Origin of the sequence: Pseudomonas sp. B1(2018), assembly GCF_003097365.1 — a bacterium.
GTDB lineage: Bacteria > Pseudomonadota > Gammaproteobacteria > Pseudomonadales > Pseudomonadaceae > Aquipseudomonas > Aquipseudomonas laurylsulfatiphila.
In genome coordinates this window covers 234,856-250,016 of the sequence record NZ_PYUK01000001.1, presented here as the reverse complement: position 1 = coordinate 250,016, position 15,161 = coordinate 234,856, and the positions used below count along the sequence as shown (strand labels likewise).

Genomic DNA, 15,161 nt, shown 5'->3' with positions numbered 1-15,161 from the left:
TTTCTATAGACCAATAATAACAACACTCAAAACCTGTTACCTCTGTAGGAGCGAGCCTGCTCGCGATGGACCTGAGAACGCCGCGGGGTGTCAGGTACCCAGCGTTATCGTTGACGTCCATCGCGAGCAGGCTCGCTCCTACAAAGGTCAGCCTGCCTGGAGTACCCGCACCATGCCGACCTCGACACCTGCCTTCGCGCACCTGTTCGAACCCCTGGAAATCCGTGGCAAGCGCCTGAAAAACCGCATCATGTCCAGCGGTCACGACACCTCGATGCCCACCGACAATCTGGTCAATGAGCCATTGATCGCCTACCACCGGGCACGAGCCGAAGGCGGCGCCGGGCTCATCGTGCTGCAAGTGGCCGGTGTGCACGACAGTGCGCGCTACACCTCCCATGTGCTGATGGCCACCGACGATGCGTGCATCGAGGGCTATCGCAAACTGGCGCAAACCTGCCATGCCCACGGCACCGTGGTGTTGTCCCAGGTGTTCCATCCAGGTCGGGAGATCATGGAGTCCAGCGACGGCCTGCTGGCGGTGGCCTATTCGGCCTCGTCAGTGCCCAACGAACGTTTCCGGGTGATGCCCCGCGCCCTCGATCAGGCCATGATCGACGAGATCGTCGCCGGTTATGCCGCTGCCGCCCGCCGCCTGCATCAGGCCGGGATCGATGGCGTCGAAGTGGTTGCCAGCCATGGTTACCTGCCGGCGCAATTCATCAATCCGCGGGTCAACCGGCGCACCGATGGTTACAACGGAGATTTGGAACAGCGCTTGCGCTTCCTGCGCGAAGTCATCCAAGCCGTGCGGGCGGCGACCGACGAGCAGTTCATCATCGGCCTGCGCATTTCCGCCGACGAGCGCGACCCCGAAGGCCTGACCGAAGACGAATCCCTGGCTGCCGTACAGTCACTGCAAGCGCAGCTCGATTACGTGCACATCGTCGCCGGGACTTCGGCGTCCCTTGGCGGCGCAGTGCATATCGTGCCGCCCATGGCGATCGAAGCGGCATACCTGGCCAAGGAAGCCGGGACGTTCAAGGCTGGCTTGAACATTCCGCTGTTCGTCACCGGGCGCATCAACCAGCCCCAGGAAGCCGAGCTGATTCTGGCTCGCGGCCAGGCCGATGTGTGCGGCATGACCCGGGCGCTGATCTGCGATCCACAGATGCCGAACAAGACCGACACCGGCCGCGTCGAAGACGTGCGCGCGTGCATCGCCTGCAATCAGGCGTGCATCGGGCACTTCCACAAGGGCTTGCCGATTTCCTGCATCCAGCATCCTGAAACCGGTCGCGAGCTGATTTTTGCTGAACGCCGACAGGCGACAAATCGCAAACGCATCATGATCGCCGGCGGCGGCCCGGCCGGGATGAAAGCCGCCGCTGTCGCCGCCCAGCGCGGACATGACGTGACCCTGTACGAGGCCGGTTCACAACTGGGCGGCCAGGTGTTGCTCGCGCAGTTGCTGCCACGGCGCAGTGAGTTTGGCGGCGCCAGCACTAACCTGCAGAGGGAAATGCAGCTGGCCGGGGTGCGCGTGGTGCGCAATACCCGGGTCGACCGGGCGCTGGTGGAGCAGGAAAAACCGGACATGGTGATCATCGCCACCGGTGCCGAGCCCTACTGGCCAACCTTCGAGCGTGGCGGTGAATTGCAGGTGGTGGATGCCTGGCAGGTGTTGCGTGACGAGGTACAGATCGGCCGTTCGGTGGTGGTGGTCGACTGGCGCTGCGACTGGATCGGCCCCGGCATTGCCGAGCGCCTGGTGCGTGCCGGGCATCAGGTGCAACTGGCGGTCAATGGCACCCATTGCGGGGAGAACCTGCCGCTGTACGTGCGCGATCAACTGGCCGGCGAGCTGCATAAACTGGGCGTGCCGATCACGCCGTACGCGCGGCTGTATGGTTGCGATGACAACACGGTCTACCTGCAGCACACCGCCAGCGGCGAGCCGATGCTGATGGAGAACATCGATACGCTGGTGCTGTGCCAGGGTCACCAACCGGTGGATACCCTGGGTGCCGAGCTGCAAGGGCTGGTGGAGTTTCGCCGCATCGGCGACTGCCTGGCGCCGCGCACCGCCGAAGAAGCGATTTACGAAGGGCTGAAAGTCGCGTGGGAGCTTTAAGGCTGTTTATACTCCGGGGCTTTACATACACATGATCGCTCTGTGTAGGAGCTGCCGCAGGCTGCGATCTTTTGATCTTGTTTTTGAAAAGCAAAATCAAAAGATCGCAGCCTTCGGCAGCTCCTACAGGGGCGTAGCGTAGACCCGGGTTTGGAACTGAGCATGAGCAATAACAGCAGGAAACCGTCCGAAACCGGCAGCGCCGAACCGCACTTCCTCGGCACGCGCATTCGCGGCCTGCGAAAACGCCGGGGCATGACCCTGGCGGAACTGGCGCAACAGAGCGAACTCACCGCCGGCTACATCAGCCAGCTGGAGCGCAACCTCGCCTACCCGTCGATTCCGGCGCTGTTCAACATTGCCCGCAGCCTCGGCGTCACCATCCAGTGGTTCTTCGCCAGTGAAGCGGTCACCGCCCCCGAAGACGATGGCGTCGTGGTGCGCAAGAACAGCCGCCTGAACGTGCATTACGAAGACGGCATCGTCGACCAGTTGCTGACCCCGCAAGCCAACCGCCAACTGGAAATGCTCCACTCACGCTTCCCGCCCGGCACCTACAGCCAGCAAAGCTACAGCCACGACGGCGAAGAAGCCGGCTTTCTGCTGTCCGGCAGCTTCGAGCTGTGGGTTGGCGAGCGCCATTTCCAGCTCAATGAAGGCGACAGCTTCAGCTTTTCCAGCCAGGAACCGCACCGCTACGGCAACCCCGGCGATGTGGACGCGGTAGTGATCTGGGTGATTACACCGCCGACGTTTTAACGCCGGCCGCGCCCGATGGGCTGCGCGACACTCGCACGCTTGAGGGTGTCGCTCGGCAGCTCCTTGAACAGCGCGCGATAGCTGCTGGAAAACCGCCCCAGGTGCCAGAACGACCAGTGCATCGCCACTTCGGCCACGGTGGTTTGCGTCGGCGTGCGGCTCAGCAGTTCGCGGCGGGCGCTGTTGAGGCGGCGCAGGCGCAGCCATTGGGTCGGCGCCATGCCGGTGTAGGTCTTGAACGCATGCTGCAACTGGCGCAGTGAAACCCCGGCCACCTGGGACAATTCCAGCAGGTTGAGGTGTTCTTCCGGGGTATCCGCCGCCCATTCCCCTACCCGCTTCATGATCGCCCGCTCTCCGGCACGGCGCTGCAAGGCGCCCTGGTCGAGGCCGATACAGGCGTTGTCGAGAATGAACAGACAGTCGTCCAGCAATTGCTGGGTCAGCGCTTCGCGGCTCGGTGGATCGAAGGTCTGCGACAGGCGCGTCAGGGTCCCGCTGAGCCAGCGGCAGAACAGCGCGTTCTGCTGCGAGTTGAGCGGCGCCATGAACAGCCCTTCGAGCCGGGCGATGTCGAGGCTGTGGCGTTTTACAAACTCCGGCCCGAACACCACGGCGATTTCCTGGTAGTTCTCCGGGGTGATCCAGATGTTGCGACTTTCGCCATTCAATACGTACAGCGCGTTGTCGCCACGATCGAAACAGAACGACAACGAGCCTTGGGGCGCACTGAAATTCTGCTCGACCCGGGTGTTCATCGACTCTTCGTAAATCTCCACGCCCTGCAGATCCAGATAGCGCACCAACCCCGCGAAATGCCCCGGCGACATCTGCTGGTAATGCTGAATCCAACCCGGTGTGGCGCGGATTTGCTCGGCGACATCGGCGGTGTTGAAGGCTTGGACCTGGAGGGAATTGGAACCTGTCATGGGTGACCTTACGCACTCTTTTGGTGCGCTTTGTGCTGCTTAAAGTGGATAGATGGAACCGCAAGGCTCGCCCAAGATAGACCTCAACGCGCTACAGGGGAAGTGTCCGGCGGATGAAACCGGCCTCTCCTGGCGTTAATAAAACCAATAACGAGGTCTTTATGAATGTCCCTTTCGATCAGCTGTTCACTTGGCTGAAAGATCACAAGATTACCGAAGTCGAGTGCGTTGTCAGCGACCTGACCGGCATTGCACGCGGCAAAATTGCACCGACCAACAAGTTCCTGCATGAGCGAGGCATGCGCCTGCCGGAAAGTGTCCTTCTGCAAACGGTAACCGGGGACTTTGTCGACGACGACATCTACTACGACCTGCTCGACCCGGCCGACATCGACATGGTCTGCAAGCCGGACGCCGACGCCGTCTACGTGGTGCCGTGGGCCATCGAGCCGACCGCCATCGTGATCCACGACACCTTCGACAAGTTCGGCAACCCGATCGAACTGTCGCCGCGCAACGTGCTGAAGAAAGTCCTGCAGCTTTACACCGACAAAGGCTGGCGGCCGATTGTCGCGCCGGAAATGGAGTTCTACCTGACCCAGCGTTGCGAAGACCCGGACTTGCCGCTCAAGGCGCCGATGGGCCGTTCGGGTCGCGCCGAAAGCGGTCGCCAGTCGTTCTCCATCGACGCGGCCAACGAATTCGATCCACTGTTCGAAGACGTCTACGACTGGTGCGAACTGCAGGGCCTGGACCTCGACACGCTGATCCACGAAGACGGCCCGGCGCAGATGGAAATCAACTTCCGTCATGGCAACGCACTGGACCTGGCCGACCAGATCACCGTGTTCAAGCGCACCATGCGTGAAGCGGCGCTCAAGCACAACGTGGCGGCAACCTTCATGGCCAAGCCGGTCGGCGACGAGCCTGGCAGCGCCATGCACATTCACCAGAGCGTGGTGGACATTGCCACCGGCCAGCCGATCTTCGCCGATGCCGATGGCAACATGAGCGAGCTGTTCCTGCATCACATCGGTGGCTTGCAGAAGTACATCCCGAAAGTGCTGCCGATGTTCGCGCCGAACGTCAACTCGTTCCGCCGTTTCCTGCCGGACACCTCGGCACCGGTGAACGTCGAATGGGGCGAAGAAAACCGCACCGTCGGCCTGCGCGTACCGACGTCCAGCCCGGACGCCATGCGCGTGGAAAATCGTCTGCCGGGCGCCGACGCCAACCCGTACCTGGCCATCGCCGCCAGCCTGCTGTGCGGCTACCTGGGCATGGTCGAGCGCATCGAGCCAAGCGCCGCGGTACAGGGCCGCGCCTATGAGCGTCGCAACCTGCGCCTGCCGATCACCATCGAAGACGCCCTGACCCAGATGGAAGAGTGCGACACCATCAGCCGCTACCTGGGCAGCAAGTTCGTACGGGGCTACGTCGCGGTCAAACGCGCCGAGCACGAGAACTTCAAGCGCGTGATCAGCTCGTGGGAGCGTGAGTTCCTGATGCTTAGCGTCTGAGATCTTCACCGTCCGTAATGACCCCATCGCGAGCAAGCTCGCTCCCACATTTGAAATGCGTTCCCCTGTGGGAGCGAGCTTGCTCGCGATGAGGGCCGACAGACCACTAAAGAATCACCTGAAGAATCCAATAATTCCAAGAAGGTATCGATATGCGTCTATTGAAATCCATGGTCCCGGTCGCACTGGCAGCGATGTTCAGCACCATTGCCCAGGCTCAACCCCAGGTCAGTGTCTACAACTGGACCGACTACATCGGCGAAACCACCCTCGCCGACTTCCAGGCCAAGACCGGGATCAAGGTGATCTACGACGTTTTCGATTCCAACGAAACCCTGGAAGGCAAGCTGCTTGCCGGTCGCACCGGGTATGACATGGTCGTGCCGTCGAACCACTTCCTCGCCCGCCAGGTAAAGGCCGGCGCGTTCCTCAAGCTCGATCGCGAGCAGTTGCCGAACTTCAAGAACCTCGACCCGAAACTGCTGGCGCTGCTGGAGAAAAACGATCCGGGCAACGCCCACTCGGTGCCCTACCTGTGGGGCACCAACGGCATCGGCTACAACGTCGACAAGGTCAAGGCGGTGCTGGGCATCGACAAGATCGACTCCTGGGCCGTGCTGTTCGAACCGGAAAACATCAAGAAGCTCAGCGCCTGCGGCGTGTCGATGATGGACTCGGCGGATGAGGTGTTCCCGGCAATCCTCAACTACATGGGCATGGACCCGCGCAGCGAAAACCCTGAGGACTTCAAGAAGGCCGAAGCCAAGCTGCTGCAAATCCGTCCCTACATCACCTACTTCCACTCCTCCAAGTATGTGTCGGACCTGGCCAACGGCGACATCTGCGTGGCGTTCGGTTACTCGGGCGACGTGTTCCAGGCCGCCAACCGCGCCAAGGAAGCCAACAACGGCGTGAACATCGCCTACGCCATTCCCAAGGAAGGCGCCAACCTGTGGTTCGACCTGCTGGCCATCCCCGCCGACGCCAGCAATCCGAAAGAAGCCCACGCCTTCATCAACTACCTGCTGGACCCGCAAGTGATTGCCAAGGTCAGCGCGTCGGTCGGCTACGCCAACCCGAACCCGGCCGCCAAGCAGTACATGGACCCTGAACTGGTCAGCAACCCCGAGGTGTATCCGCCCCAGGAGGTCCTCGACAAACTCTACATCTCCACCACGCCGCCACAGTCGATCATGCGCCTGATGACCCGTTCGTGGAGCAAAGTGAAGTCCAACAAATGAATCAGTACACCCAGGAACATACCCACTCCTATTACGCGGCGTCCGCCAGGGGCATGAGGCAGCGTCCCGCGCTGACCTCGGACCTGGTGGCCGATGTCTGTGTGGTCGGCGCGGGTTTCACCGGCATCAACACCGCCATCGAGCTGGCCCAGCGTGGACTCTCGGTGGTTTTGCTGGAGGCCCGGCGGATTGGCTGGGGCGCCAGCGGGCGCAACGGCGGCCAGTTGATACGCGGCATCGGCCATGATGTCAGCGGCTTTGCCAGACATGTGGGTGCCGAAGGCGTGCAGTACCTGGAACAGGCCGGGGTCGAATCGGTGCAAGTCGTGGCCCAACGCATCCGCGAACACGGCATTGATTGCGACCTGCGCTGGGGCTTCTGTGAACTGGCCAACACCCCGGCGCATTTTGCCGGGCTGAAGGCCGAACACGCCGAATTGCTCGAGTCCGGTTACGCCCATGAAACGCGCCTGATCGAACCTGGCCAGATCCGCGAGCACGTGGTGGACTCCGGCGTTTACGCCGGCGGCCTGGTCGACATGGGCTCGGGCCACCTGCATCCGCTGAACCTGGCACTGGGCGAAGCGCAAGTCGCCGAGTCCCTTGGCGTGCAGATCTTCGAGCAAAGCCCGGTGCTGGAGTTGATCCACGGCAGCACCGTGCAGGTGCGCTGTGCCGGTGGCACCGTGCGTGCGGCCACGCTGGTGCTGGCTTGCAATGCCCACCTGGAAGAGCTGGAACCGAAGCTCAGCGGCAAGGTGCTCCCGGCCGGCAGCTACATTATCGCCACCGAACCCTTGTCGGAAGACGCCGCCAGGCAACTGATCCCGCACAACGTCGCGCTGTGCGACCAGAAAGTCGGCCTGGATTACTACCGGCTCTCGGCCGACCGGCGTCTGTTGTTCGGCGGTGCCTGTCATTACTCCGGGCGCGACCCGGCGGACATCGCGGCCTACATGCGCCCGCAGATGCTCAAGGTGTTCCCGCAACTGGCCAAAACGCGCATTGACTATCAGTGGGGCGGCATGATCGGCATCTCGGCCAACCGCTTCCCGCAGGTCGGGCGCCTGAGCCAGCACCCGAACGTGTTCTACGCCCAGGGCTACTCCGGCCATGGCCTGAACGTGACCCACTGGTGCGCGAAGTTGTTGGGCGAAGCGATCCATGCCGGGCACAGCAAAGGCTTCGACGTGTTCAGCGCGGTGCCGCACATGACCTTCCCCGGCGGACGCGCCCTGCGCTCGCCACTGCTGGCCCTGGGCATGTTCTGGTATCGGATGCGGGAAATGCTGGGTTAGACCCGGGTCGTCAACCTGCATGGCAACTGTGGCGAGGGAGCTTGCTCCCGCTCGACCGGGCTGGCGCACCAGTGCGCAGCACTCGCAAAAACGGCATTCCTTGCCGAATATTTTGGGGTCGCTACGCGACCCGGCGCGAGCAAGCTCGCTCGCCACATATCCCCGTTTGCTTCCAGCATCCTGCGCTGTCCATCCCCTTGTTTCGACTTTCGATTTGCTCAATCGCGAGGCACTTCTATATTGAGGGGGTGCTCTGAATTTCCTGCCTCTTGTTGAGCTTGACCCATGGCAACTACCGATCAGCTGATCATCTGCGAGCACTGCGACAGCGTTTACCAAAAAGTCACGCTCGCCAAACATCAGAAAACCTTGTGTACGCGCTGCGGCGGCGTGCTGCAGCGCTATAACGGCCTCACGGTGGAGCAGCGTCTGGCGTTGACCTTCACCGCGTTGATGCTGTGGATTTTCGCCAATTTCTATCCCGTGATGAGCATCAGCCTCAAAGGCTCGAAGCACAGCGCCACCCTCTGGGACTCGGTGCTGGCCCTGAGCCTGGGGCCTATCACCTTCATCGCCATGGTGGCGGCGATCGCCATGATCATCGCGCCGATCTTCCAGTTGTTGCTGCTGATCTGGGTACTGGGCTTTGCACTGGCCGGACAACGCTCACCGGGCTTCAAGCTCTGCATGCGCTGGCTGGAAACCCTGAGGCCCTGGAGCATGCTCGAAGTCTGCCTGCTGGGCGCCATGGTCGCCGTGATCAAACTCGCCGGGCTGCTTGATGTGCTACCCGGTATCGGGTTGTTTGCCCTGGCCGTGTTGAGCCTGATGATGATCCGCATCGCCGGGCGCGACATCCGCGAACTATGGGACATTGTATGAGCACGCCTCCGTACGCCGACGAGCTCAACCTGTGCCTGTGTCACACCTGCGGCCAGGCTTGCGACATGACTGGCGAACCTCACGAATGCGAGCGTTGCGGTGCGCCGCTGCACCGGCGCAAAACCAATTCCCTGACCCGCACCTGGGCCTACATGATCGCGGCCCTGGTGTTTTACATCCCGGCCAACCTGTTGCCGGTGATGAACACCGAAATGGTCGGCCATGGTGCCGACAGCACGATCATGAGCGGTGTGCTGGAGTTCTGGGAGGCCGGGGCCTGGGACATCGCCCTGATCATTTTCATTGCCAGTATCGCGGTGCCGGGCATCAAGTTCGTCGCCATCACCTTGCTGCTGGTCACCGTGCAACGCGACAGCGAGTGGGCACGCAAAGAGCGTTCGACGCTGTACCGCTTCGTCGAGGTCATCGGCTACTGGTCGATGCTCGATGTGATAGTCGTGGCCCTGGTGGCCTCGCTGGTGAAATTCCAGGCCCTGGCCGACATCGAGCCGCGCCTGGGCATTCTGTTTTTCGGTCTGGTTGTGGTGTTCACCATGCTTTCGGCAATGAGTTTCGATCCACGCATGATCTGGGATAAAGAGCGGGAAAACCCACACAATGAGGAGGTCACGGATGAAGTCGCAAGCCACTGACGGGCCGCAAGCCCCTGGGCAGGCACCGATCAAGACCCGCCGTTTCAGCGTTTCGCTGGTCTGGATCGTGCCGATCGTCGCGGTGCTGGTGGGTATTTCGCTGGTGGTTCACAGCATTCTGCAGCAAGGCCCGACCATCGTTGTCACGTTCAAGACAGGGAGCGGCCTGACCGCGAATAAAACCGAGGTCAAGTACCGTAATGTGGTGATTGGCCAAGTCTCGGATGTGGAACTGAGCGATGACCAGAAGAGTGTCAACGCCACCATCAAGCTGGCCAAGCAGGCCGAAAGCTTTACCCGCGAGGATTCGCAGTTCTGGGTCGTGCGCCCGCGCATTGGCGCGGGTGGCGTGTCCGGCATCGATACCCTGCTGTCGGGCGATTACATCGGTGCCGATATCGGTCAGGCCAACGGCCGGGCAAAACACTTCACGGGGCTGGAAAACCCGCCGCCCATCACCTATGGCGAGCCGGGCAAGCGCTTCACCCTGTTCACCCAGGACCTGGGCTCGCTGGATATCGGCTCCCCGGTCTACTATCGCAAGATCCCGGTGGGCCAGGTGGTCGCCTACGCGCTGGACCCGGATGGCAAAGGCGTGAACATCGAGCTGTTCATCCACGCCCCCAACGACAAGTACGTTACCGAAAACACGCGTTTCTGGAACGCCAGCGGCATTGATGTGAACGTCGGCGCCAACGGCTTTGCGGTCAAGACCGAATCGTTGTCCTCCCTGCTGGTGGGCGGCATTGCCTTCCGCGCACCCGACTACAGCCCTGGCGATAAACCGGCCGCTGCAGAATACGCCTACGAACTGTTCGACGACCAGCAAACCGCCCTCGCCCCGCCAAACGGCAAGCCGCAGTACCTGGCCATGCGTTTCGACCAGGCAATGCGCGGGCTCAAGGTCGATGCGCCGGTGGAATTCCTCGGTGTGGAAATCGGCAAGGTGGTGTCGGTCAATCTGGATTACGACGAGAAGCTTCGCTCCTTTCCGGTCAACGTCGGTATCGTGATTTACCCGCAACGCCTGGGCAGGGCCCACGACAAGATGCTCAAGGCGCTCAATCATGACCCCAATGACGAAGCGGGTGGCGTACGCCTGATCGGCACCTTTATCGATAACGGCCTGCGTGCCCAGGCGCGCACGGGCAATTTCCTGACCGGCCAGCTGTACATCGCCCTGGACTTCTACCCCAAGGCAGAAAAAGTCGCCTTCGATGCCACGGCGCGTCCGGTCATGATTCCGACCATTCCAGGCAGCCTCGAGCAATTGCAGGAAAAGCTCGAAGCCATGGTCGACAAGATCAACAAACTGCCGATAGAGCGAATCGCCGGCAATCTCGATGGCAATCTCGTCGAACTGCGCAAGGGCATGGCGCAATTCAACGGCAAGATCCTGCCTGGCGTGCAAAGCACTCTGTCGGACTTCAGCAAAACGATGGATACCGCCAATACGACCTTGCAATCCGCCGGTTCGACCTTGGCCGACGACTCGCCGCAACGGGAAAAACTGAATCAGACCCTGGATGAACTGGGACGCACGTCGAGATCCTTGCGTGATCTATCGGATTACCTGGGACGGCATCCGGAGTCGCTGCTTCGCGGCCGCCCGAACAATGCCCCGCCCATGGATCTGCAAGGGCCACCGCGCAATTGAGCACAGGAGCAACACCCATGGCTTTTCCGCTGAAACTCACAGTGTTCACCGCGTTGTTGCTGCTCGCCGCTTGCCGCAGTGACCCGATTCAGTTCCATACCCTGACGCCGACCCAGGTGGGCAATCATTCGACGACCACCGTCGGGGTGATTCAGATCGAGACGATAAGCTTGCCGCCCCAGGTCGATCGGGCGCAGATCGTCATTCGCGAGGGCAACAGTACCCTGGCGATCCTCGAAAGCCATTGGTGGGGTGCAACCCTCGTGGAGGAATTGCGCAGTGCACTGGCCGATCAACTGAGCAACAGTCCCGTAAAGGGCAAGTATTCGGTACGGGTCGATGTGCAGCGTTTTGACTCTGTCCCCGGTCAATATGCGCTGATGGACGTGATATGGCGTCTGCGCAGTGCCGAGCCGGGCAACAAGGCCCAGGTGATTTGCCGCAGCACCTTGCAAACGCCGTCAGGCGCAACAGTCGATGAGTTGGTACTTGCCCAGCAAAACAACATCAAACGCCTGGCCGCGCTGATCAGCCAGGCGGCCACCCGACCCCAGGCAAGCTGTCCTTCGTCCTGAAGGCCATCCATCGCCAGCAAGCTGGCGCCTACAGTTTTATTGTGGGCACACCCCTTGTGGGAGCTGGCTTGCCAGCGATGGTCGTCAACGATTACGCGGGTGAGCTGGATGAACGCGCCGCATTGGAGTCCATCGCCAGCAGGCTGGCTCCTACAGGTATTGCGTTGTTAGTGTTTCCTGGGATTGCGTGAAGAACCTTTTTTTATGGTTGCTCACGCAATTCCGGGGAGCACCTACAGAGCCCGCCGCGATCGGCCTCGTTGCTTGGTGGTGCACGTGTTCCCCTGTAGGAGCTGCCGGAGGCTGCGATCTTTTGATCTTGATCTTCAGCAATCTCCAGATCGCAAAAGCAAAATCAAAAGATCGCAGCCTGCGGCAGCTCCTACAGATATTTCGTTATCTGTGTTCCCCCGGGAATCCGTGAAGAACCTTTTCAGCGCTGCCATCCCACGCAAAAGCAAAAGATAACAATTCCCAGTAGTTAACTAATTACCCGCCACAACCTCCTCTGCAATTTTTTCACATTCCGTTCACCGTTCCGACACCTGCGCAGATTTAACTTGGGCTCCCGTTAATTCGCTGAACTTGGTTTCGGCGGAATTTTTTTGTGCTGTTTAAGGTTTTGTTCAATAGCACTTTCCCTGGCGCTTCAATGGTGGACAAACTTGGTCGACTCCGTCTTGCGTAAACCCTCTTCGCGCCTGTCCAAATCGGTCGTGGCCATTAGCGCACTGACCATCGCCGTGCTGGTAACCGGCTTTGTCCTGTGGCCGAAATCCCCGACCAACCTGGCCGAGGAAGGTGCACAGGTCCGGGCGCGGTTGCTGCAACAATGGAATGCCGGCGAGATCGCGGTGCTGGTTCGCCATGCCGAGCGGTGCGACCGTTCCAGCAACCCTTGCCTGGGCCCGGCTGACGGCATTACCCGTGTCGGCAGTGAAGCGGCCGCCGTTGTCGGGCAAGGGCTGGCACACCTGGGTCTGTCACAGACCGACATCCTGACCAGCCCTGTTACACGCACCGTGCAGACTGCGCATTACATGTTCAACAGCGACCCACGTACCCAGGAATGGCTGGCCACCTGCGGCACGACCCTGCGTAACGATGTCGTGGCGCACAAGGTGGCCCATCGCAACCTGGTGCTGGTGACCCACAGCGGTTGCATCGCGGACTTTGAACAGCAGACCGGCCTCAAACACGCGGCGAAGGACGCCGAGTACGGCAGCTCGTTGTTTGTCCACATCGATGGCAATGGGCAATTGCAAGTACTCGGCATTGTGAATGCCGAAGACTGGAATACTCTGCAACAAGAAAAAGACTGAGTCATCACTCGGCGAAAACTCTGGCAACAAGTTACTTCAAAGTTGACTGAATAACAGCTGAACAAACGGCGAGAAACATGACTTGACTTCTCGCTGTTCAATATCATCCCGCTTTTCCCTCTTGCAACTTTCATCTCTATCTTCAATCAGCCTTTTCAGCGCCAAGGTCGAGACATGACGTCAAATCAGCCACTGCCGGATTTTATCGGCCAATCTTCCCGCCTGCTCGTCCCAACGACACCGGCCAACGGGCGCTGGATGCTGTTCGCCCTGGTTCTGGCGTTCATAGCGTTCTACTTGCTGCCACTGATGAGCCACGGCCTGTGGATTCCCGACGAAACCCGTTATGCGCAGATCAGCCAGGAAATGCTGCAGAGCGGGAACTGGATCTCGCCGCACTTCATGGGCCTTCGTTATTTCGAGAAGCCGATTGCCGGGTACTGGATGATTGCCATCGGTCAGGCAGTGTTTGGCGACAACTTGTTCGGAGTGCGCATAGCGTCAGCGCTGAGCACCGGGCTGAGCGTGTGGCTGACCTGGCTGATTGCCCGGCGGTTCTGGGACGATCCGCGTAAAAGCTTTGCCTGCGCACTGTTGTACATGAGCTTCGGGCTGATTGCCGGTCAGGCCGGGTACGCCAACCTCGATCCGCAATTCACCCTGTGGGTCAACCTGAGCCTGGTTTCCCTGTGGTTTGCCATCGACAGTCGCACCACCCGTGCCCGGATGGGTGCCTGGACGGTCCTGGGCATCGCCTGCGGCATGGGCTTCATGACCAAGGGCTTCCTGGCCTGGCTGCTGCCGGCGGTGATCGCCCTGCCCTACATGCTCTGGCAGCGTCGTATTGGCGAGCTGTTGCGTTACGGGCCATTGGCTGTTGTGGTCGCCGCGGCCGTCTGCCTGCCCTGGGCACTGGCCATTCATCATCAGGAACCGGATTTCTGGAATTTCTTCTTCTGGAACGAACACGTACGCCGCTTCGCCGCCGACAACGCGCAACACGCCCGTCCGTGGTGGTTCTACCTGCCGATGCTGGTCGTTTCCACCCTGCCCTGGGCTGCGTTGTTACCAGCAACCTTCATCCAGGCCTGGAACAACAAGCGTCAGCCCGTCAGCGGTTTTCTCCTGCTTTGGTTGTTGTTGCCATTGGCGATTTTCAGCATGAGCAGCGGTAAATTGCCGACTTACATCATGCCGTGCCTGTTGCCGCTGGCGCTGCTGATGGGAGATGCCCTGACCCGCCTCCTGCAACAGGCACGGGCAAGGACGATTCGCCTAAACGGATGGCTCAACGTCGTCATTGCCACGACGGCCCTGACGGCCTTGCTGTACCTGCAACTGAGCAAAGAAATATTCGAAAACACCGAGATGTTCAGCCTATCCCTGGCGTTCATCGTGCTGCTGGGCTGGATCATCGCCAATGCCCTGCAAATCCTGCGGCCATTGACGTTATGGGCGATGCCAGCCCTCGGCATCTGGCTGCTGGTGGCACTGCTACCCGCGGCCATGCCGGGCCAGATCGTCGACAGCAAGATGCCCGACCGGTTTATCTCCGAACACCTGGACCGCCTGAACCAGACCACCACGCTGCTGAGCAACGACCTGGGGGCAGCCTCGGCCCTGTCGTGGCTGACCGGCCGACCGGAGATAGCGCTTTACAACGTCATCGGTGAAATGAAATACGGCCTGCAGGATCCTGCTGCCGCCTCGCGCAAGGTGACCCTGCAAGATGTCGGGCAATGGATGACCGAGGCGCGCAAGAGAGGCTCGGTCGGGGTGGTGATGCGGGTCAACAGCGTCGATGAGGTTCAGGAGGTCGAGGCGCTACCTGCCGACGGCACTCGTTATCAGCGTGGCAACCTGCAGGTCCTGATCTTCCCGCCAATCCAGCCCTGACAGGCAGGCCAGAAAAAGCACCACAAGGCCTGCGCCCTACGCCCCCCCGGTTGGGCCGTTGACGAAGAGTTGAAGCGGGTGGCCCCGTTCCCCGGCACACCGGCCATCACCGAGCTATCCTTTCGCAACCCCGATGAACGCCACGCGGGGCCAGCAGCAACTGGCTTCGGGGGAGTGAAAAAAGGCCGTCGGGGGCAGCGTCACATTCTCATCGACGATATCGTTTGATCGACGAGTCGAGCCACAGTGGGCACACTGCTGCTAATCTGAATGAAAATTACATGTATTAACGGTT

Annotated in this window: 12 protein-coding genes; 11 read left to right on the top strand and 1 reads right to left on the bottom strand. The window is 60.7% G+C overall.

Features of this window, described 5'->3' with window-relative positions; genetic code table 11:
* Positions 1–172 precede the first annotated feature (172 nt).
* Positions 173–2,134 carry an FAD-dependent oxidoreductase gene (locus C9422_RS01025; protein WP_116579352.1) on the top strand — a complete coding sequence of 654 codons (1,962 nt, stop codon included), beginning with the start codon at positions 173–175 and terminating at the stop codon, positions 2,132–2,134.
* 162 nt (positions 2,135–2,296) lie between these two features.
* A complete protein-coding gene (locus C9422_RS01015; protein WP_116579351.1) occupies positions 2,297–2,893 on the top strand; it encodes a cupin domain-containing protein in 597 nt (198 codons plus the stop codon).
* On the opposite strand, the gene C9422_RS01010 is transcribed toward C9422_RS01015, so the two are convergent.
* On the bottom strand, positions 2,890–3,822 hold the full coding sequence (locus C9422_RS01010) for a helix-turn-helix domain-containing protein (protein ID WP_116579350.1): 933 nt from the start codon (positions 3,820–3,822) through the stop codon (positions 2,890–2,892). The genes C9422_RS01015 and C9422_RS01010 overlap by 4 nt on opposite strands.
* A 161-nt stretch (positions 3,823–3,983) precedes the next feature.
* Between C9422_RS01010 and C9422_RS01005 the strand changes: the two genes are divergently transcribed.
* From C9422_RS01005 to arnT, 9 genes are all read left to right on the top strand, one after another.
* Positions 3,984–5,342 (top strand): glutamine synthetase family protein, encoded by a 1,359-nt coding sequence (locus C9422_RS01005; protein WP_007974329.1) that lies wholly within the window; start codon positions 3,984–3,986, stop codon positions 5,340–5,342.
* A gap of 152 nt (positions 5,343–5,494) precedes the next feature.
* On the top strand, positions 5,495–6,583 hold the full coding sequence (locus C9422_RS01000) for a polyamine ABC transporter substrate-binding protein (RefSeq protein ID WP_116579349.1): 1,089 nt from the start codon (positions 5,495–5,497) through the stop codon (positions 6,581–6,583).
* On the top strand, positions 6,580–7,881 hold the full coding sequence (locus C9422_RS00995) for an FAD-binding oxidoreductase (RefSeq protein ID WP_116579348.1): 1,302 nt from the start codon (positions 6,580–6,582) through the stop codon (positions 7,879–7,881). The genes C9422_RS01000 and C9422_RS00995 overlap by 4 nt, the downstream gene beginning before the upstream one ends.
* 285 nt (positions 7,882–8,166) lie before the next feature.
* Positions 8,167–8,763, top strand: a complete 597-nt coding sequence (locus tag C9422_RS00990; protein WP_102700072.1) for a paraquat-inducible protein A — start codon at positions 8,167–8,169, stop codon at positions 8,761–8,763.
* Complete coding sequence (locus C9422_RS00985) at positions 8,760–9,416, top strand: paraquat-inducible protein A (RefSeq protein WP_116579347.1); 657 nt, start codon at positions 8,760–8,762, stop codon at positions 9,414–9,416. Before C9422_RS00990 ends, C9422_RS00985 begins: the two co-directional genes overlap by 4 nt.
* Positions 9,397–11,073: an intermembrane transport protein PqiB gene (locus C9422_RS00980; protein WP_007974320.1), complete on the top strand. Its 1,677-nt coding sequence runs from the start codon at positions 9,397–9,399 to the stop codon at positions 11,071–11,073. The genes C9422_RS00985 and C9422_RS00980 overlap by 20 nt, the downstream gene beginning before the upstream one ends.
* Positions 11,074–11,090: 17 nt before the next feature.
* Complete coding sequence (locus C9422_RS00975) at positions 11,091–11,648, top strand: membrane integrity-associated transporter subunit PqiC (protein WP_116579346.1); 558 nt, start codon at positions 11,091–11,093, stop codon at positions 11,646–11,648.
* A 665-nt stretch (positions 11,649–12,313) separates the two neighbouring features.
* Entirely contained in the window at positions 12,314–12,970 is a 657-nt protein-coding gene (locus C9422_RS00965; protein WP_116579345.1) for a histidine phosphatase family protein, read from the top strand.
* A gap of 174 nt (positions 12,971–13,144) precedes the next feature.
* Complete coding sequence (arnT, locus tag C9422_RS00960) at positions 13,145–14,866, top strand: lipid IV(A) 4-amino-4-deoxy-L-arabinosyltransferase (protein ID WP_116579344.1); 1,722 nt, start codon at positions 13,145–13,147, stop codon at positions 14,864–14,866.
* Positions 14,867–15,161: the final 295 nt, after the last annotated feature.